Below are 19092 nucleotides of genomic sequence, written 5' to 3'. Positions count from 1 at the left end.
GTCCGCGGATACACCGGTGGCCGGTCCGGGTTCCGGAGCCGGTCCTCGCCAACCCTGGGGCCGGTTCCGGAACCCGGACCGAACTTGTGATTCGTGGTACTAGTCACCGTCGACCAGGTCACCGAGGCCACCGAGCAGCGAGCCTTCGCCCGTGCGCGCGCCCCCTGCTGCGGGAGCATTCATGAGGATACGATCCGCCAACCTCGAGAACGGCAGACTCTGCAGCCAGACGGTCCCCGTGCCCTGAAGGGTTGCCAGAAACAGCCCCTCACCCCCGAACACCATGGACTTGAGGTTGCCCGCCTGCTCGATGCTGTAGTCGATGCCCTCGGTGAAGGCCACGAGGCAGCCCGTGTCCAACCGCAGCCGACCTCCCCGCAGATCCTTGCGTACTATCGTCCCGCCGGCGTGGACGAAAGCCATGCCGTCGCCCTCGAGCCGCTGCAAGATGAAACCTTCGCCGCCAAAGAGACCGCTACCGATGCGCCGATTGAACGCGATCGACACCTTCGTGCCCAGGGCGGCGCACAGGAAGGCGTCTTTTTGGCATAGCAGCGTGCCCCCGAGCTCCGCCATGTTCACGGGCACGATCTTTCCGGGATAGGGTGCCGCAAACGCGACCCGCCGCTTGCCCTGTCCCCGGTTGGTGAAGTGAGTCATGAAGATTGACTCACCGGTGAATACTCGTTTGCCGGCGTCGAGCAGCTTGCCGAAGAAGCCGCGCTCCGGTTCCGCACCGTCGCCCATCTTGGCCTCGAAATCGATGCCGTCTTCCATGTAATTCATGGCGCCGGCTTCTGCGATTACGGTTTCCCCCGGGTCGAGCTCGACCTCGACGAGCTGCAAGTCATCACCGATGACTTCGTAGTCGACCTCATGGCATCGCATGGCGTTCCTCCTTGTTCGTACGAGCCGGCAACCCTACCAGGGTTCGAAAGAAGTTCACGACCGAGACGCCAGCGCTCGCTGGTAGCTCTCGATCGTTGCGAGCGCGCAACGCCGCCAGCTGAACTGCGCGGCGCGCGCAATACCGACGCTGCGATAATGCACGCGCAACGAGCCATCATCAAGCAGAGCGAGCATCGCCTCGCACAGCTCTTCGGTGCTTCCTGGAGCAAACGTGCGCGCCGCGTCTGCGGCCACTTCGCCTAGGGCAGTGGCGCCGGTAGTGATGGTGGGCGCTCCACAAGCCATCGCTTCGAGCACCGGAAGGCCAAAGCCCTCGTAGCGCGAGGGAAAAACGTGCAACGAACAATGCCGATACAACGCGGCGATCAGGTTGGCGGGCACGTAGCCCAGAAACCGCACCCGGTGCAGCAATCCCGATCCGCGGGCTTCGGCGACGAGCGCTCGACGCTTCCACGGGGGCAGCGAGCCGGCCAGCACCAAATCGACGTCGTGTGCGCGCCGCGTGAGCCCATAGGCGCGCACCAGTCGTTTGAGGTCCTTGCGCCTGTCCGCCCCACCCACGTACAGCACGTACGGACGCTCGATGCCGAGCTTGCGTCGTAGGCGATCACGCTCACCTTCGCGCTCGTGCGGGTCGAAACGCTCGTGGTCTACGCCATGGTACACCACATCGATGCGATCCGCGTCCATGCCCAGCTCCCGGACCAGGTCGCGCTTGGTGGTCTCGCTGATCGCTATGATCCGTTGCGCATGCCGATAGCGCCGGCGGTCCAGTGCTCGCTGGCCCGACCGCATGAGGGGAAGACGGGGCAAGTACTCGCGGTGCATGATCAGAGGTATCAGATCATGACAGGTCACGATCAGCGGCACCCGCTCGCCCAAGGGAGTGCCTCGTGCCTCGGTGAGATGGAGTAGCTCCGCGCCCAGGCGGCGTGTCAGCCCGTTCATGGCGAACCGTCGCCTCATCAGGTAGCGGCTGTACTGCAAGCGGCCCGGCCGCAGCGTCAGGTCTCCGGTGTAACAGAGGCTGCCGACCGCTTCACCCGCCACCCGGGAGCTAGGCCGAACCAGCCCATACAGGCTCAAGCCTGCGCGCTCCTCGGGCCTGAGCCTGGACAGCGCACGACCCAGATTGGCCACGTAGCTGCCAATGCCTCGAAAGCGCGAAGGCGTATCCAGCGGGGACAGATCAACGAAGACCCTGGACACCGGCACCGCTCCGCCCCACCTCGCTCCTAGAATACGACGAAAGCCGCCCAGAAAGCCGGCTGGGAAGCCGTCAGCGAGGCGAACATGCCGGCGTACGGCCCGCTCCAGGGCCTTCAATTGGCGCTCGACGGCAACCAATAATGTGAGCTAGTGTCCTGTGACAGCGATTATCGGCATGGCTCAGTGAGCAAACGGCGGCGAAGCGGACAGCGGATCGACATCGGAATAGCAGAGTTATTTCAAGGAGATATCCCAGGGGCGGTCGCGGGCGCGATCCGCGTCGAAAGCCGGCGGATTGTGTAAGGAGCTCGGTTCCAGGACACTAGGCATGGCTGGCCACGGTTCCGGATCAAGGACGCCTCGACCGGAGGCGGCAACGGACACAGCGGGCCAGCGCACAGCCCGCGAGCGAATCGCGGCCCTGCAATCGGAGCTCGAGCTGGCCACCGACGCGGCCAGGGCCGCGCGCCTGCATCACGAGATCGGCAGGCTGTGCGAGCAGTCCCTCGGGGAGCAGCGTCGAGCCGCCGACAGCTACCTCACGGCACACAAGCTCGCTCCGGAGCACCGGCCGTCGCTGCGAGCCGCCCGGCGCCTGCTGGTCGCCCGCAAGGAGTACCGCAAGGCCCTCCCGTTGTTCGATGCCGAAGTGCGCATCACCTCCGACCCCCGCAACAAGGCGATGCTGCTTTACGCCAAGGGCCGCCTGCTGGAGGACGCGCTGGCAAACCGGGCCGATGCGGCCAGAACCTACTTGGCGGCGCGCGATCTCGACGCGGGCAATCCAGCCGTGCTCAAGGCGCTGGAGCAATGCCTGATCGAGCCCGAGCAATGGCGGGACCTTTCGCTCACCTACGAGCAGACCGCCAACGCGGTCGCCAGCGACCCACGCCATCGCGCGGCGCTGATCGTGCGCCGGGCCCAGCTTGCCGAGCTGCACGGCGATGCCCAGCAAGCAGTGGAGTTGTACGAGACCGCCCTCCGAGTCGACCCCGGTTCACGGGTGGCTCTGAGCGCGCTCACGCGTCTGCACTACGATCTCGGACATTGGCGTGATCTCGCCGCCGTGCTGCAGCGAGCGGCCAGTCAGACCAGCGACGTCCGAGCACGCTCCCTGCACCGCTTCCTCGCGGCGCGGCTGCTCGCTCAACAGCTCGCGAGCCCAGGCAAGGCTATCGAGGTGCTCGAGTCGGCGCTGCTGGAGGCGCCCACGGACTGGGCGCTGCTTCAGGAGCTGGAGCGCCTCTACACCGCTAACCGCGATTTCGAGAAACTCGCCGAAGTGCTGGAGCGGCAGAGCCATGCGCAAGAAGACGAGCGCGAGCGACTCCACACCTTGCGCCGGCTCGGCGAGCTGTTCGAGGTTCAACTAGGTGACGAGAAGCGGGCGATCCAATGGTACGAGGCGGCGCGCGAGCTCGCACCCACCGACAGCGCAACGCTGCACGCGCTGCAGCGGCTCTACCACGCCGGACAGGAATGGAAGGCGCTGCTGCAGACGCTCGGCACCGAACTGCAAGCCTGTGTTGATAGCGCTCGGCGAGCCGCGATTCACGCCGAGCTGGCCGAGATCCTGGAGTGTCGTGTCCAGGAAATCGAAGGCGCGATTTCGCATCACCGCCGGGCGCTGGAGCTCGACCCCCGAGCCGAAGCTTCGCTGCGGGCGCTCGAGCGACTCCTGTCGGGCGCCGGACGCTACCAGGAGCTGGCTGCAACCTACGAGGGCGCGCTCGCCCACGCACGGGCCGATGAGCAGCGTAGGGTTCTACTGCTCAAGTTGGCCTTGACGCAGGAAAACAGTCTCGAGGATCCCGCCGCGGCCACCGATGTCTATCGCAGGCTGCTCGTGTTGGAACCTGACGACCGCCTCGCGCTGCATGGCTTGCAGCGCAACGCTGAACGTGCGGGCAACTACGCGCAGCTCGTACGCGCGCTGGATCAGGAAGCGGCCACGGCACCGGTGGTGGCGCAGAAGGCCGCCCTGATGCAGCGCGCCGCCGGCGTGCTGAGCGAGCACCTGCAAGATCATGCCGGCGCCCTGCAGCGATTGCGGAAGGTGCTCGACCTGGATCCGAAGCATGTAGCCGCGCTAAGGCGCATCGAGCGCATCTACCAGCTCCTAGGGTACTGGGAAGACCTGGTCGACACCCAGCGCAAGCGCGCGGCACTGCTGGCCGACAGCGACGAGCAGGCTGCCTTGATCCTCAAGATGGTGGAAGTGTGCGAGCAGCGCATCGGCGATCCCGAACAGGCGTTCGAGCTGCTCAGCAGTTCTGGCCGGCTCGAAGCCATGCAGCCAAAGCTGCTGCGCGAGCTCGCCGATCGACTGCGCCAGCGACAGCGCTGGCGCGAGCTCGTACCCGTGCTCGAAGCGGAGCTCAACCTGGCATCCGACCCGGATGCTCGAGCGCTGGCCGCCTACAGAATTGGCGAGCTGTACGAAACCCAGCTCGAACAACGGGAACAAGCCCTCGACTACTACCAGCGGACGTTGGGTCTCATGCCGTCCCACCCCTTTGCGTCGGAGGCCATCACCCGACTCCACGCCAAATCGGATGCTTGGCGGGAGCTGGTCAGGGATCTTCAACGCCAGGCCGCGGAATCCGAGGACCGCAAACACAAGGTCGCGCTGCTCATGCGGCAAGGGTGGATCTGGTGGGAGCAGCTCAAGGAGCCCCAGCGCGCCGTCGCGTGTTTCGAAGCGGCGATCGCGGAGCAGCCGGGTAGCGTGGACGTCCTGCTGGCCCTGGAGCCGCTTTATCGCCACACCGGTAACCACAAGGCCTTGGCCCGTACCTACGCCAGCCTCGCGGAGGTCCTTACCTGCCCAGCCGCACGAGCCTCTGCGCTGCGCGAGCTGGCGAGATTGCATAGCCAGCGCAGCCTGAGCGAGCTCGACGATCAGAAACGGGTGCTCGAGGCCATATGTGCACTGCTGCCCGACGACGAGGGCGCGTCGGTGGCGCTCGAAGAGCTGCTGCTTCGAAACCAGGACCGCGAAGGGCTGCGCGCGCTCGACGAGCTGGCGGCCGAACACAGCCCCGACCCGATAGTCGCCTCGGCGCACAAGACACGCCTGGCAGAAGCGGTGGAAGGCGACGAGGATAGCGATCGCAGGGCGCTCGAGCTCTTCAAGCAGGCCCTGGACCTCGACCCCGCCAACGTGGGCGCGATGCGTGGCCTGGCACGCTTGGCCGAGCGCGGCGGCAACGCGCAGGAGCAGGTCAATGCGAAACGGCTGGAAGCCAAGACGACGCACCACCCGCAGCACGCTGCAAACCTGCTCGTCGACAGTGCCCGCCTCAACAAAAGCGGCTTGCGGGATACGGAAGCTGCACTCGAAGACCTGGAAGCCGCGCTGGAACGCTGCCCTGAGCACGAACAGGCGGCACTAGAGCTGATGGAGCTTCTGTCGGCGAGCGAACAGAGCGGGAGGCTGGTGAGCCTGCTCACGCGTGCGGCCAAGCTCGCCGGCGACCCCGACCGTGCCGGCCGCCTTTGGTGCGAAATCGCTCGGATCGAAAACGAGTGCCACGGCAACATTCCGGCGGCGCTCGGAGCGTTCAATCGTGCACTGCAGTCGGCTCCTGCCAACGTCGAGGTGATGATGGCCATGGCTCGGCTGTTTCAACTCGACGGACAATGGAACGAGGCAGCACAGTTGCTGCAGCGGGTGGTACAGCTGTGCTCCGATCGCGAAGCACTGCGTGAGGCCCATCTGCAGCTCGCCGAGCTCTACGAGGAGCGCCTGGGCGACCGCGAGCGCGCGCTAACGAGCCTGCAAGCGGCAACGGGCCTGGATCCCGAGAGTCGACCGGCATTGCGGAGCCTTGCGCGCCTTCACAGCCGGAACCGCAGCTGGGATCAGGCGGCGCAGGCGGCGGCCTTGCTCGTGCGGCACAGCGCCGACCCGGGCGAGAAAAGCAAGGCCCTGCGGTTGCTGGCCGAGGCGGAAAAAGAGCGGGGCAACGACGCCGCGGCCGCCAGTGCGCTCACCACTGCGGTCAAGCTCGAGGGTCCGGCGGGCGCAGCGGCGTCTGCGCTCAGGCCGTTAGTCAGGAGCCCTGAGCAGTGGCGAGGCTATGTGCGCTCACTTCAGCAGTACGCGCGCGAGCGCGGAGGTAAGGACGCTGCGCTGGCGTTTGTGGAGATGGCGCGGGTGGAGTTCGAGCGGCTCGACAACCGCGCTTCCGCGTTGCGGATGCTGCGGCGCGGACTCGAGGCGAATCCCGACACCCCCGAGCTCCACGCGCTGCTAGCTTCGGCGCTGCGCAAGGGTGGTGACGCCGCAGGGGGTGTGCGGCAGCTGAGCGGAGCGCTGACTGCGCGGCCAGACCATCCCGGCCTGTGGCGGGAGCTGGCTCGCTGCCAGGTTGAGCTCGGCGCAGGCGCGGAGCAAGCCGCGGCCCTGGCGGGATTGATGGTGCTGGGCGATGCGAGCGATTCCGAACGTGCCAAGGCACTGACCCGCGCCCCTCGCGTCGCTGGGGCCAGACCCGACTCGCTGCGTACCGACGTTCTCGAGCACATTGGCCCGCCGATGCCGGAGCTCGGCGCAGCGCCGCGATTGCTGGAGCTGTTGGGGCCGGCACTCGGCAAGCTGTTTCCCCGCGACCTGGAGGCGTTCGGGGTCTCGGCCCGCGACCAGATTCCCGCTCGTTCGGGCCACTCCGTGCGCACGCTAGCCGATCGGCTCGCGGCCATCTTTGGCGTCTCGGCCTACGAGCTCTACGTACACAGGGCGGGCACGCAGGGGATCGTCGTGGAGCTTGGCGAGACGCCTGCAGTGCTTGTCCCCGAGCCATTGGTTGGGCTGCCCGAGCCCCAGCAGGCGTTCCTGCTGGCGCGACCCTTGGCCGTGATCGCCCAAGGAGCAGTCCCGCTGCTGAAGCTGGAGGAAGGTCAGCTCAAGCTCGTCCTCGCCGCAGCAGTATGCCAGGTGCACAGCGACTACGCTCCAGACGGGCAGGATTCCGGTGACCTGACGGAGTTGTCTGCACGCCTGGGCCGAACCATGGGGTGGCGCGGGCGAAAATCGATCGAGCCGGTGGTTGCCGAGTACGTGAAGGGCCCCAAAGTCCACGTGAAGCAGTGGCTCGGCGCCAGCAGGGCACGTGCCAACCGCGCAGCTCTATTGGCCAGCGATGACGTGGTTCAGGCCGTGGAAGCCTACCGCACGGCGGAACCGGCCTACCGTAAGCTGCAGGGCCCGGAACTCGTGCGGACCAGTCACACGGTTGCAGACCTGCTGGCCCTGTGGGCCAGCGAGGCGGCCCGCAGCTTCCGCCAGCGCGCCTACGAGCAAGCCTGACTACAGGCTGGTGCTCGGCGGCCAACCGAAGTGGCGCTCTTGTTGGGGCCACGGCGGAGGCCGGCGGGCGCCGCGGACCCGACCCGCGGACCCGACCCGAGTTGGCGCCCGCCGGCGACCCGACCCGCGGACCCGACCCGAGTTAGCGCCCGCCGGCGACCCGACCCGTGGCACGCTTCCAAACAGGACATGGACTCCGACGCGGCACCCATGCTCCATTCGCATATGGCCGCCCGCTCGAGTCTCTAGCGTGCCGCCCCGCCGAGGGTCGCGGACATGAGTAGAGCGTGTAATCACTGATGCAGGACCGCGACGATGGTGACTGCTTGAAGCTCGAGCAGCGGTTGCCGGTCACTTGAACACGGGCAGACGCTCGTTGAAGGACCCGGTGCGATAGCCGGCCAGGTCAAGCGTGATGTAGCGGAAGCCGGTTCGGCTGCCCGCGTCGAGGATTTGCGAACGCTCCTCGAGCGCGCGACGGAGATCGGCTGCGTCTAGCTCGATACGAGCCAGATCGTCGTGGAGCCTCACCCTGACCTGGATGAACCCCAGGGCCTTCAATGCCTCCTCCAGGCGCTCGATTCGACTCAGGCGCTCGGGCGTCACGCGGGTCCCATAGGGAACGCGCGAGCTCAGGCAGGCTGCGGCCGGCTTATCCCAGAAGTCCAGCGCCGCGTCGCGTGCAAGCTCGCGGATCTCACGCTTGCTTAGGCCCACTTCCACAAAGGGGCTGCGGACGCCGGCCTCGCTGGCCGCCTGCAAGCCGGGCCGGTAGTCGCCGAGGTCGTCAACGTTGGTGCCGTTGATGACCCAGACAAAGCCAAGCTCGACGCGTCTTGCGTCCGTGATCGAATAAAGCTCGCGCTTGCAGTAGTAGCAACGATTCTGGGGATTGTTGGCGTAGTTGGGATCGTTCAACTCGCGCGACTCCACCATTTCGTGCCGTGCCCCAAGGTGTGAAGCGATGCGCTGCGCGTCCAGGCGTTCCCGCGCAGGCAGCGAAGGACTAACCGCGGTTAGTCCGAGGGCGCGCTCACCCAGCGTGTCTGTCGCCAGCTTCAGCAAGAATGCACTGTCGAGCCCGCCGCTGTAGGCGACCACGGCCGACTCCATGTTCTCCAGCACAGCAACGAGCTCACCCAGTTTTCCATCCATGCCGCTACCGCCTTGGGCCCGCAACCAGGCTTCTCCTAAGGGTCCGTCCAAGAATAACCAAATCGGCTGCGGCCGTGCAGGGCGGCGCGCTCGCGGCTTTCGTCCTCGCAAGAATCCTCGAAATAGCGCTGCTATTCTTGCGGTTTCTCCTCCGGGCGCGCCGACGGTCGCATCCACCCTGCGCGACCGGTCTCGACCGGCTATTCTTGGACGGACCCTAACACCGCCGTCCACCCTCGTCACGCCGCCGGCTACTCACCTGGACCCGGAACTTCGCTGCGGTTCGCGTAGCCAGAGGTTTGACTCGACGCCGTGGCCCAGCCCGGCTCAGCCCTCGCGCACCGTCAGACTGGCCTCGCGGAATTCGTCGCTTCCCGACTGGTGCACCCACAGCTTGAGATCGCTGATTTGGCCCTGCACGACGCTAAGCACGACAAACGCGCAGGGCCACATCAGCACGCCTCGTGATGAGAAGGTCGCGGCGTCTTCGCGCGAGAAGTGGGCGCCAGCGTCGCAGTGCGAATGGTAGATCACCTTGATCGGCCGACCCGACCGCTCGCCTTGATCGAAGGCTCTGCCGGCACGCAGCTCGTTGATCTTGAAGTAGGTTCTGGAGGTACGCGGAAAGCGCTCGGGGTCGAGCTTGTGGTACTTGTCGGCCTCGTTGACCTCGCGCGTCATGCCGTCCAAAAGGAAAGGCTCGCCCACCGGACCCGTCAGAAAACCGCAGGCCTCGCTTGGATAGCCTTCCCTGGCGTGCGCTCGCACCTGTTCGAGCACACTGGTGAGCACCACCAAGTCGGCGCGTACCCAGGGTCGCTCGACCTCGGTGCTCATTGGACCCATTGAGCTGCGGGCGACCAGCGTCGAGCGCCAGCTCGGCAAACGTAGCGGGTCGCTGGATCGCGGGACCGTTGACAGCCGTGCTCGGCGGACATGGCAGCCTCGTTATGCGCGCCAGGGACGACCACCGGCTATCGCTGGAACGATGCTCAGGTAGTCACCCTCCTTGAGCGGCGTATCCAAGTTGTTCAGAAAGCGGATGTCTTCCTCGTTGGCGTACACGTTGACGAACCTGCGCACTCCGTTGCTGTCGCACAGCTGGTCGCGCAGTCCCGGGAACTGACGATCGAGGTCATCGATCACCTGACGTACGTCCTGACCGCTCGCGTGGACCTCATCCTGACCACGCGTGAGGCTCCTCAAAGGCGTAGGGATCCGAATAACGACTGGCATCATCTCGCTCCTCGAGGCCGCGGTGGTCCCGCGGCCAACCATGGCCGGGCTCCGGCGGGTTTGTACCCTCGCATGGATACCGCTTGGACGCAGATAGCACATCCGAGCACGATGGACCGAAAAGGGCTACGATTCCGGACTATCACCAGATTCATAAATTTCATTTTTTTCCTGTTTGATGCAAGTTCCCCGTTCAAGACGGCAAATCGCCCGAGCAGTACCGTGTGGCTGCGGTTGAAAACCGCTGCGGCGCAGGGCCAGGACGAGGACGAACGCCCAGAAAGCCGCCTGGGAAGCCGCCGGCGAGGCGAGCACCCTGGCGAACGGCCGCCCTCCCGGCAGCAGGATCAAAACAGGTACTTGACAGCAACGAATCCGGCCACCAGCAGCGCCCCAAAGACGATGACCAGGGCCTCGAAACGAGTCTCGATGAAACGTCGCACCGGAGGCCCGAAGCGGTAAATCAGCAGGCCAACCAGGAAGAACCTGGCTCCGCGACCCAGCACGCTGGCGGGTACCAAGACATCGAGCCCCACCGAGAATACCCCCGAGGCGACGGTAAAGATCTTGTACGGTATTGGCGTAAAAGCTGAAATGAAGAGATACAACCAGGCATCTTCCGCGTAGCGTGCTTGGACCACGCCAAAGCCACCGCAGGTGAAACCGGGAACGTATCGAAACAGTATTCCGCCCCCGTTAAAACTCGGGCACTCCGGGTACACGCCCAAGCCCTGCCAGAGCGTATGACCAATGTACCAGCCCAATACGCCTCCAGCTGTGGAACCCGCGGTGCAGACCGCGGCGTAGGAAAACGCACGTCTGGGCGCTCCCAGCGCAAGGGCGATCAACAGCACGTCGGGAGGGATCGGGAAGAAGCTCGCTTCCATGAACGCCAGCACGAAGAGCGCATGGGTGGCATAGCGGGTAGCAGCCCAGCTCAGCGTCCAGTCGTACAATCCGCGCAGCCAGCTGGCTGGCGCTCGATACCAGGGCAGCCGCTGTGCCCGCGTCACAGCCTGCGGCCCCGCACTCGGCGAACGCGCGCCGGCCCGAACCTCGCCGGCGAATGCTCAGGGCTGGCGGACCGGGTCCGAAGCCCTCGGGGCACATGTGACATCGATTCGCAGTTTCGATCGCGGAGCATGCGCGCCGCCGTACCCACGCCCGAAACCCACATCGGCCTTCGGAGCGCGGGTCCTAGCAGCCCGTTCCGCGAGGGTCAATCAGGAAACCGCCATGGATCTGTACAGCGCCTCCAAACGTTTCTCCACGCCCTTTGATTTTCCCGGCTTCCACGAGGGGCCGCTTCCCGAGCTAGAAATCGGCGACCGAGGTATCATTGGTGACTGCCATACGGCCGCGCTGGTGCGTGCCGACGGGGCCATCGATTGGCTGTGCTTTCCGCGCTTCGACAGCCCGAGCGTGTTCGCCGCCCTGCTTGACCGCGAGCGCGGCGGCTTCACTTCGATCACGCCTCGCAGACCCTTCCAGAGCCTGCAGGCCTACGAACCCGACACCAACGTGCTGGAGACGCTGTTCCGCGTCCCTGGACAGGGAACGGTGCGGCTGACGGACTTCATGCCCTGGAGCGACGACCCCCGGGCTTCGATTCACGAGATCCACCGCCGCATCGAGTGCCGGGACGGAGCGGTCGATTTGCGAGCGGTTTTCGACCCGCGTTTTCACTACGGCTTGGCTGCGCCGGACTTCAATATCTGCGAGCATGGAGCACATGCCGTCGACGGCGCTGGCTGCTGCCGGATGGCCGCGGTGTTCGGCAATCACACGCACTGGGAGCGGCGCGAGCACGGCGGCCTGAAGCTCGATTTCCAAATCCGGGCGGGGCAGCGACGCTGGATGGTGATCTCGTGGGACGCACCGGGAGTCGAGCCGCTCGCGGCCTACCGGCCGTTCGAGATGCTGCGTGCCACGCGCCATCACTGGCGTGAATGGGTGAGGAGCCTTGTCTACGACGGCCCGTGGCGCCACCACGTGCTGCGCTCGGCCCTGGTGCTCAAGCTGCTCACCTTCGCTCCCACCGGAGCGATGGTGGCGGCGCCAACCACCTCGCTGCCCGAATGGCCGGGGGGCACGCGCAACTGGGACTACCGCTTCGCCTGGACGCGCGACACGGCGTTTTCCATCCGGGCGGCCAATCGGGTCGGTGCACGATACGAAGCCAAGGAGTTCTTCCACTTCGTACGCGATGCGCTGGATCACACGCCGAAGCTGCAGGTGATGTACGCGGTCGACGGGGCACCGGTGCCCGAGGAGCAACAACTGTCGCACCTGCGAGGCTACGCTGGATCCGGCCCGGTGCGTGTGGGAAACAACGCCCGCGACCAGGTCCAGCTCGACACCGCCGGCGCTCTGCTCATGGCGGCGTCGCTGTACGAGGAATCCGGCGGATCGATCACGCTGCGCGCGTGGCGCCACCTGCGCAACGTGGTGAACGACGTCTGTGACGGCTGGCAGCAACCGGATCACGGTATCTGGGAGCCGCGCATGAAGCCCCAGCACAACGTTCACTCGAGGCTCATGAGCTGGACGGCCGTGGATTGCGGCATGCATCTGGCGGCGCGTTTCGGCGACTTCCAAGCCGAGCGAAAGTGGGCCGCGATCGCAGCCCGAATCCACGGCGACATCATGGCCAACGGCCTCAGCCCGGATGGCTCGTACTTCACCGGCGCCTACGGCAGCACGGACGTGGACGCCTCGCTGCTGGTGCTACCCATGCGGGGCTTTCTCACGCCGCACGATCCACGGGTCCTGGGCACGATCGATCGCGTGCGCAAGAGCCTCGGCTCCGGCCATTTCGTGTACCGCTATTCAGGAAACGACGGCGTGGGCGGCGACGAAGGCGCGTTCGTGCTGTGTGGTTTTTGGCTGGCCGAAGCGCTGGCCATGGGCGGGCGGCTGGACGAAGCACAGGAAGTCTTCACGGCGCACGCAAACGCCACCAACCACCTGGGCTTGCTTGCCGAGGAGATAGACCCGAGATCGGGTGCCCTGCTAGGCAACTTCCCGCAGGCCTTCAGTCACTTGGGTCTAATCAACAGCGCGCTGCAAATCGACTGGGAGCTGCGTGCACGTGACGAGACGCCGGATGCGTCCGTGCGGACGCGGGAACCGGAGGGAAGCGCGCCCGACGCGGCAGGGCAACGTTTTCGCAAGGCGGAGCTAGGACCCGCCACGAAATAACCTGCCTACCTCGCAGGCTTCAAACGCCGCTGGCCGTGTTGCTCCTCCTCGAAATACCCGCACTATTCCTCGTCTTCGCGCCTTGCCAGCGACGCCCGGTTCTCTCCGATCCGCACAGGTTATTGTGTGGCGGGTCCCAAGCCAGAATACATTGCCTCACATTACGTTTGTGCCGTCCGCATCGCCCGATCGAAGCGCCGCGCCCTGATTGCGGCTATGCTTTGATAGTGTTGCGTTGCCTTCCGTCATGTGCCTGCCGCAAGCGGAATGGATCCGCCATCCGCAGGACCGAGCCAGGCTCGCTCGCCGGCGTGTTTCTGCTTTGCGCGCTGACCCTCCCCTCTGCAGCCGAAGCAAACGCGTTTGTTCACGAGGGAGTGCAACGGCTCTCGCCCTGCGCAGCCAAAGTGGCGCAGCAAATCCAGTCGGCGGGTCTAGGGACCGGCAGCATCGTGCGCCAGGGCTTCATTCTGGAATCCGAAGCACGCAGCTTCGGCCTCGGGCTCGGAAGCGCCGCCCGCGACCATCGCGAATCGGGATCGGCGAATCGCCGTTCGGGGGTCGCTTCTCCCTCGGACGATGACGATGGAGCCGGTTGCATAGGTCTATTGGCCCTGGGACATCAGCGGCTGCGAGCGCTGCAGCTGCAGGTGCACGACGAAAGCGGGCAGCAGCGCGTCCGGGTCGCCGGAGCGCGCCCGTACGCGCGCGTGTGCGGGATACGTGGCGGACAGCTGCACGTCACGCTGACGGCGACCGACGGACGAGGTGAGTTTCAAGTGCTTGCGTTGCAGCAAGCTCCGCAAGAGCTGCCCCAGCTGAGAGCTTGGCTGCAAGAGTGTGCCCCGTTGGATGGCCTCGCCGCGGCAACGTTGCCGGACGTTGGTCCCGAGCCCAAGGGCCCGCCTATCTGGCGCGCGCTGTCGCTGGTAGAGGCTCGCCTCGAGGAGCTGGGCTACAAGCAGCTCGGCGAAACTCAGTTCGGGCATCTGAAAGAACGGCGACGCGAAGGCAGAGCGCGCTACCTCGTAGGCGGACGCTGCTACTCCATCGCTGCGGTCGGGGACAGCAAGGTGGTGGATCTGGACTTGCGGCTGTTTGCGCCTTCGCGCGACGCTACCCTGCTGGCTTCGGACGTGTCGCGGGGCCGAGATGCCGTGGTCAAGATCTGCCCGCAACGCAGCGGCCAGTATTTGCTGGACGTGCGCATGTACCAGGGTTCGGGCAACTACGCCCTGCGCTCGTTCGTGCTCGCCGAGCCAAACGGCGAAGCTCGACCCTCGGGTGTCCAGGGCCTCGCGCGCATTCTGTACGCAGAGCTGGTGTCGCGCATCGAGCGGCGGGGGATGGTCGCTCGACCCCTCGGCTGGGGTCTGGTGCCGGCCGGCAACGCGTTGACCTTGCCGGTGCAGCTCGAGGCCGGACGCTGCTACGCGCTTGGAGGCGTGCCCGCAGACGAGATACAGCGAGGCGATTTGGACTTGGCACTGGTGGACGGCTCCGGTGTGCTGCTCGCCTGGGACGTGGGCAGAGGCTCGCAACCGCTCATCTTCCACTGCGCGAAGCGCTCCGGCACCTACCGCACCGTGGCCAGCATTCATGGCAATCGTGATGCAAGCCGCTACCTGGTGGTGTTGGGGCAATCCCAGCGCAGTGGGAGCCCCTGAATGCGTGGTCGAATCGTGGGCAGTGCGGCCCTCGTTCTGGCCGGCTGCGCTGGCCAACTCGCCCAGCCCGCACGGCGAGCGCCCGGCAGCGGTGCCGAGCCCTCGCTCCAGGCTGCACAGAGCGAGCCGGCCATCTGGGACCAGACGACGGACACGCTCGCGGCACGGATGCGCGACGTTGCCCTCGGCATGTACAGGGCCGGCCTGCGCTATTCGGGTTTCGGCATCCGCGGGTTCATGCCGGCAGGAAGCCATCGGACGCTACCGGTCGATGTGGGGCCGCGTCAGTGCTTGACCCTGGTCGCACTAGCGTCCGACGCCGTCCGCGACCTCGACGCAACGCTCTACGCACCGGATGGCAGCCCGGTAGCCCAGGACGCACAGCCCGACGCGCATCCCACGCTCCAGGTCTGTGTCGGTCCGGTGTCCCAGCGTTTCTACTACAGCCTGCGGCTTTACCACGGCGCCGGCTCCTTCATGGTGGCGGGATTCTACGGTGATCGCAGTCGGCTCGGGTCCGCGCAGGCCGTAATGGGCGGCGGAGCCGGCCCGGCGGCGGCACGGGGCTCCGTTTCGGCGCAGCCCGACTCCGGTGAGCTCAACCGTCTACGGACCCTGTGGGAGGGCCTCGAGCGCCGCGGTTTCGCGGCCTGGCAGGGACCGCTTCGCGTCCCGCTGGCAGCGAGGCAGCGCGTGCGCATGGCGCTCGACGTCGACCCGGCCACGTGCTACGCGGTGGTGGGCTTTGCGGGACCGGGATTGGCCAACCTCGATCTCAGGATCTACGACGAGGAGGGCCGGGAGCTCGCACACGACCTCGCCCCCTGGCCGGACGCCGCCGTGCAGTTCTGCTCCGACCGCGACGCGCAGTTCTCGGCCGAAGTGCACGCTGAAACGGGTCAGGGGCTGGCACTGGTGGCCTTCTACCGTGGCTCGCACGCCACGATCGGCGGCAACAACGCGCTCTGGCTTGGCTCGCGCGCCGGCACACGTTTGTCCAAGCGTCCCCTGGGCAAGGCGCTGGCTCGCTTTGCCTCGGCCAATCGACAAGACTACCGTCGCTCTGGCCGGCGCACACTCGGGTCGCTGTCGTGGGGCGAGGCCACACAGCGCGCGCTCGTGCTCCCTGGCGGCGCGTGCTCGGTGGTTGCAGTGACCGGTGGCCGCGGACTCGGTCGTCTAAGCCTCACGGTCCTGGACGAAGACGGCCGTCAGCTGGGGTTCAAGGACGGAAAGAACGCGAGCGCCGCAGTCCGGCTCTGCTCGAGCAAGCGGCGAAGAGCCCAAGCGATTGTCGTCGCGCGTTCCGGCTACGGTCGCTTTGCCATCGAGGTCTGGTCTAGATCCACGCCCCGCGATCTGCCCGCCGGCGCAACCGAAAAAAGCCTGGGTCACCTCTTGGAAGCGCGGGAACAGGCCCGAGCCGCTGGCTTCCGGCCGCGACAGGATCTTGCAGCGTCCGGGCACGAGGTGACTCTGAGCCAGGATGGCTCGGCTCCGAGCCTGCCCCTGCCCTTGGAGGCCGACCGCTGCCTGCGAGCGCATGCGGTGGTCGCCGGCGAAGCAGGCGAGATCGAGCTACGCTTGGTCGCCAACGGCAAGCCCATGACCCGCCAAGCGGGCTACGCACCTCGGCTGCGCATGTGCACCGATACGGCTTTGCCTGACGCGACGCTGGAGCTTCGATCGCTGTCAGGCGTCCGGCGCGCGCATCTACTGGTGTTCGAGCGCCCGCCGGCTTTCGGGTCTGCTCACCGATGACGAACCCCGATCCAGATACGCTGAGAGATATCGTGGTCGTCGCAAGCGATCTGGCAAAGGAAGCAGGGGAGCTGCTTGCGCGCGGCTATCGCGCCGGCAGCCTAACCTCGCGCCAGGTTCGCAAAAAGGGGGCTATCGACCTGGTCACCGACTACGACCTGCGCAGCGAGGAGCTCATTTGCGAGCGGCTGGCGAGGGTCTTTCCGGATCACGCGATCATCGCCGAGGAGGCCCATCGGCAAAGCGAACGGCCATTCACCTGGTATGTGGATCCGATAGACGGCACCACGAACTTCGCCCATGGCCACCCATTTTTCGCGGTGTCGCTCGGACTCTACTTCGAGGACGTACCCGTGGTGGGCGTGGTTCACGCCCCCGTCCTCGGCACGTGCTGGACCGCAGCGGCTGGACAGGGCGCCTTTCGTAACAGCGAGACCTGTCGCGTGTCCGCCACGAGCGATCTGGGAGACGCACTGTGCGCCACGGGCTTTCCCTACGACAGCCGCACCAGCCGGGACAACAACTACCGCGAGTTCGTCGCCTTCAAACGACAGGTCAGGGATGTCCGGCGTTGCGGCTCCGCGGCGATCGATCTGTGCCTGGTGGCTGACGGAACCTACGATCTGTACTGGGAGCAAAAACTCCAGGCCTGGGACATGAGCGCGGCCGCGGTCGCCGTACTGGAAGCCGGCGGCCGCCTGAGCGATTACGACGGCGCACCGGCCGACCCGCGGAAGGGAAAGCTGGTAGCTAGCAACAGCCAGCTCCACGAGCAGGCACTTGCAGTAATCCGGCGAGCGAGCTCGCTGCCTGCCCTGTAGAGGCTAGCGTAATCCAGGGTCCAGGACACTGGCGAAACTGATGCGGATGAAGCACGATCTACTCACCGATGCCGATTAGATCCCCGTCGCAAAGTGTGCGTCACGCCGAGACCCGCATGGCCATCACTTCCTAAAGATCCAGGCCCGCTACCAGGTCGCGCAGTCCGCCCCTCACACTAAGCTACACTCATCGACGTGAAGACTCGGGACTTCGTTCACACGCTCGTCGATGAGTTGGACGACATGAAGTTGGAGCTCGCGAAGCAGGCGCTCGAGGAGATCAGACAGGACGTGTTTGATCTCACGGAAGCGGAAGAACACGAGCTGCTTGAGCGCGAAGCCGAGTGCACCAAAGGTGAGACGGTCAACGCTCGCGAATTCCTCGCCGAGCTGCGAAGCGGGGTCGAAGCGGATTCCGGTCGTTGAGCTCTCCCGCCGGGCTGCGCGCGAGATTGCACGCGCTCGCAAGTGGTGGATCGCGAATCGGGACAAGGCGCCTCACGCCTTCGACGAGGAGCTTGAGGCTCTGGTCGAGCGACTTGAGACGCATCCCCGAATCGTCGGAGTCGAGCAAAGCGACTTGGCGTCATCACCCGAGGTAGGAGCCCAGTGCGGTAGTGCCGCTCGCTGGGATCTGTGCGGGGGGCGGGCCGAACCCTCAGAGCTAAGGCCCGTCCCTACCGCGACTCTCGCTGCGCAGAACCACTCCGCCATGGTAGCTTGGGCCGGGTCGCGGGGAGATTGAAGCATTTTGTCCCTGCTGGCGTCCCACCGGTATGCAGGGAATACGGCCCACCCGAGCCGCGCTGTGAGATGCACCCAGCTATCGTTGAGCCGCCGGGCTGGCAAGGAGGATCAGAGATGCATAAAGCAGACCGTGGCATGCAGTTCGTTCACACAAACCGGCTGGTACACCGGTCAGCTCCCGTTGCTTTGTCGCGCGCCAGTTGCGTTGAACGCGCAGGATGTACCCGTCGGACAGCCTTGACGCTGCTAATGTCCCTGGTCGCCGCTTGCTCAGGCGCACGAGGCAAGGGCTCGCAGCCCGAAGACATCCCGCCGGGTTCGGAGTCAGCGGGGGAACTGGGTTCCGTCCCGGCGCACGCGGCAGCCCCTACGCAGGTCCCGGCGGCGGCGCCTGCACCCGCTCCCGCGCCAGCACCGACCAGCACAGCCGTGGCTACGCCAACCCAGGTCACGCCCGCGCAGGCCCAGGCAGCGGCGCCATCCGTCCCTGCCCGCGGGGCAGCTCCTCCCGTGCTCGGAAAGCCACGGCCGTCGGACGGCGAGGCGTCGGATGACAAGACGCAGGGCGGCTCCCAGTCCAAGCCGTATGCGGGCATCGAGGACGAGTGCGACCCAGGCGAAGTGCAATCCGCAGCCGGTACCAAGAAGCCCACCGTCAAGCCCCACGTGCCTGGAGACAAGGCCAGCCCGCGGCTGAAGCGGGCCGTCGTCAAGCGCTTCGGCAAGGAGTGCCGGGTGGAGCGCCTGTGCGGAAAGCTGGTGGGCGTGGACTGCGACGCCGCCTCCGACGGTCCCTACTACTATGTGACCAAGAAGCTCAAGATCGTTGCCAAATGTGGCGGTTTCTGTATGGACGGCGATTGCACCAACTGTCCTCCCAAAGCCTGGAAATGCGCCGTGTACTAGTGTCCTGTATCCGAAATCCCGCACATAATTCGCCGGCCCTTGACACCGCTCACGCCATCGATCGCCGTTTGGCTATCTCCTGGAAATAGCGATGCTATTCCTGCGTCGATTCGATGACCCGAGCGTCGCCAATTGCTCGCCGACTTATGTACGTAGTCACGGATACAGG

The 19092-nt window shown here is 66.0% G+C and carries 13 protein-coding genes; 7 read left to right on the top strand and 6 right to left on the bottom strand.

Annotated features, from left to right (window positions below; genetic code table 11):
• Positions 1-99: 99 nt before the first annotated feature.
• Both MJD61_08735 and MJD61_08730 read right to left on the bottom strand, forming a co-directional pair.
• On the bottom strand, positions 100-888 hold the full coding sequence (locus tag MJD61_08735; protein ID MCG8555357.1) for a TIGR00266 family protein: 789 nt from the start codon (positions 886-888) through the stop codon (positions 100-102).
• A gap of 54 nt (positions 889-942) precedes the next feature.
• A complete protein-coding gene (locus MJD61_08730) occupies positions 943-2124 on the bottom strand; it encodes a glycosyltransferase family 4 protein (protein ID MCG8555356.1) in 1182 nt (393 codons plus the stop codon).
• A 322-nt stretch (positions 2125-2446) separates the two neighbouring features.
• Between MJD61_08730 and MJD61_08725 the strand changes: the two genes are divergently transcribed.
• Positions 2447-7429 (top strand): tetratricopeptide repeat protein, encoded by a 4983-nt coding sequence (locus MJD61_08725; protein ID MCG8555355.1) that lies wholly within the window; start codon positions 2447-2449, stop codon positions 7427-7429.
• Between the two features lie 351 nt (positions 7430-7780).
• Here MJD61_08725 and larE read toward each other — a convergent pair whose 3' ends face one another.
• From larE to MJD61_08705, 4 genes are all read right to left on the bottom strand, one after another.
• A complete protein-coding gene (gene larE / locus MJD61_08720; protein MCG8555354.1) occupies positions 7781-8584 on the bottom strand; it encodes an ATP-dependent sacrificial sulfur transferase LarE in 804 nt (267 codons plus the stop codon).
• A 327-nt stretch (positions 8585-8911) separates the two neighbouring features.
• Entirely contained in the window at positions 8912-9421 is a 510-nt protein-coding gene (locus MJD61_08715) for a Mov34/MPN/PAD-1 family protein (GenBank protein MCG8555353.1), read from the bottom strand.
• A 111-nt stretch (positions 9422-9532) separates the two neighbouring features.
• Positions 9533-9820: a MoaD/ThiS family protein gene (locus MJD61_08710; protein ID MCG8555352.1), complete on the bottom strand. Its 288-nt coding sequence runs from the start codon at positions 9818-9820 to the stop codon at positions 9533-9535.
• A gap of 347 nt (positions 9821-10167) precedes the next feature.
• Positions 10168-10833 (bottom strand): DedA family protein, encoded by a 666-nt coding sequence (locus tag MJD61_08705; protein MCG8555351.1) that lies wholly within the window; start codon positions 10831-10833, stop codon positions 10168-10170.
• A 223-nt stretch (positions 10834-11056) separates the two neighbouring features.
• Here MJD61_08705 and MJD61_08700 point away from each other — a divergent pair, with 223 nt between their 5' ends.
• The 6 genes from MJD61_08700 (at position 11057) to MJD61_08675 (ending at position 18923) form a co-directional block, all read left to right on the top strand.
• Positions 11057-13021, top strand: coding sequence for a glycoside hydrolase family 15 protein (locus MJD61_08700; protein ID MCG8555350.1), 1965 nt, complete (start codon positions 11057-11059; stop codon positions 13019-13021).
• Between the two features lie 311 nt (positions 13022-13332).
• Positions 13333-14688: a hypothetical protein gene (locus MJD61_08695; protein ID MCG8555349.1), complete on the top strand. Its 1356-nt coding sequence runs from the start codon at positions 13333-13335 to the stop codon at positions 14686-14688.
• The gene (locus MJD61_08690) at positions 14689-16449 is read left to right on the top strand and encodes a hypothetical protein (protein ID MCG8555348.1); all 1761 of its coding nucleotides are present in this window, start codon (positions 14689-14691) and stop codon (positions 16447-16449) included.
• Entirely contained in the window at positions 16446-17270 is an 825-nt protein-coding gene (locus MJD61_08685; GenBank protein MCG8555347.1) for an inositol monophosphatase, read from the top strand. Before MJD61_08690 ends, MJD61_08685 begins: the two co-directional genes overlap by 4 nt.
• A 195-nt stretch (positions 17271-17465) precedes the next feature.
• On the top strand, positions 17466-17696 hold the full coding sequence (locus tag MJD61_08680; GenBank protein MCG8555346.1) for a hypothetical protein: 231 nt from the start codon (positions 17466-17468) through the stop codon (positions 17694-17696).
• A 750-nt stretch (positions 17697-18446) separates the two neighbouring features.
• Positions 18447-18923 (top strand): hypothetical protein, encoded by a 477-nt coding sequence (locus MJD61_08675; GenBank protein ID MCG8555345.1) that lies wholly within the window; start codon positions 18447-18449, stop codon positions 18921-18923.
• The last annotated feature ends 169 nt before the right edge of the window (positions 18924-19092 follow it).

Source organism: Pseudomonadota bacterium, from assembly GCA_022361155.1.
In the GTDB taxonomy this organism is placed as follows: Bacteria; Myxococcota_A; Polyangia; order Polyangiales; family JAKSBK01; genus JAKSBK01.
Note: the sequence above shows the minus strand (reverse complement) of the source record. Positions and strands in the feature narration are given on the sequence as shown.

Excerpts from the sequence above, each read along its gene's own strand:
- MJD61_08735 (MCG8555357.1), bottom strand. The coding sequence starts at position 888 with ATGCGATGCCATGAGGTCGACTACGAAGTCATCGGTGATGACTTGCAG.
- MJD61_08725 (MCG8555355.1), top strand. The coding sequence starts at position 2,447 with ATGGCTGGCCACGGTTCCGGATCAAGGACGCCTCGACCGGAGGCGGCA.
- larE (MCG8555354.1), bottom strand. The coding sequence starts at position 8,584 with ATGGATGGAAAACTGGGTGAGCTCGTTGCTGTGCTGGAGAACATGGAG.
- MJD61_08715 (MCG8555353.1), bottom strand. The coding sequence starts at position 9,421 with ATGAGCACCGAGGTCGAGCGACCCTGGGTACGCGCCGACTTGGTGGTG.
- MJD61_08710 (MCG8555352.1), bottom strand. The coding sequence starts at position 9,820 with ATGCCAGTCGTTATTCGGATCCCTACGCCTTTGAGGAGCCTCACGCGT.
- MJD61_08700 (MCG8555350.1), top strand. The coding sequence starts at position 11,057 with ATGGATCTGTACAGCGCCTCCAAACGTTTCTCCACGCCCTTTGATTTT.
- MJD61_08690 (MCG8555348.1), top strand. The coding sequence starts at position 14,689 with ATGCGTGGTCGAATCGTGGGCAGTGCGGCCCTCGTTCTGGCCGGCTGC.
- MJD61_08685 (MCG8555347.1), top strand. The coding sequence starts at position 16,446 with ATGACGAACCCCGATCCAGATACGCTGAGAGATATCGTGGTCGTCGCA.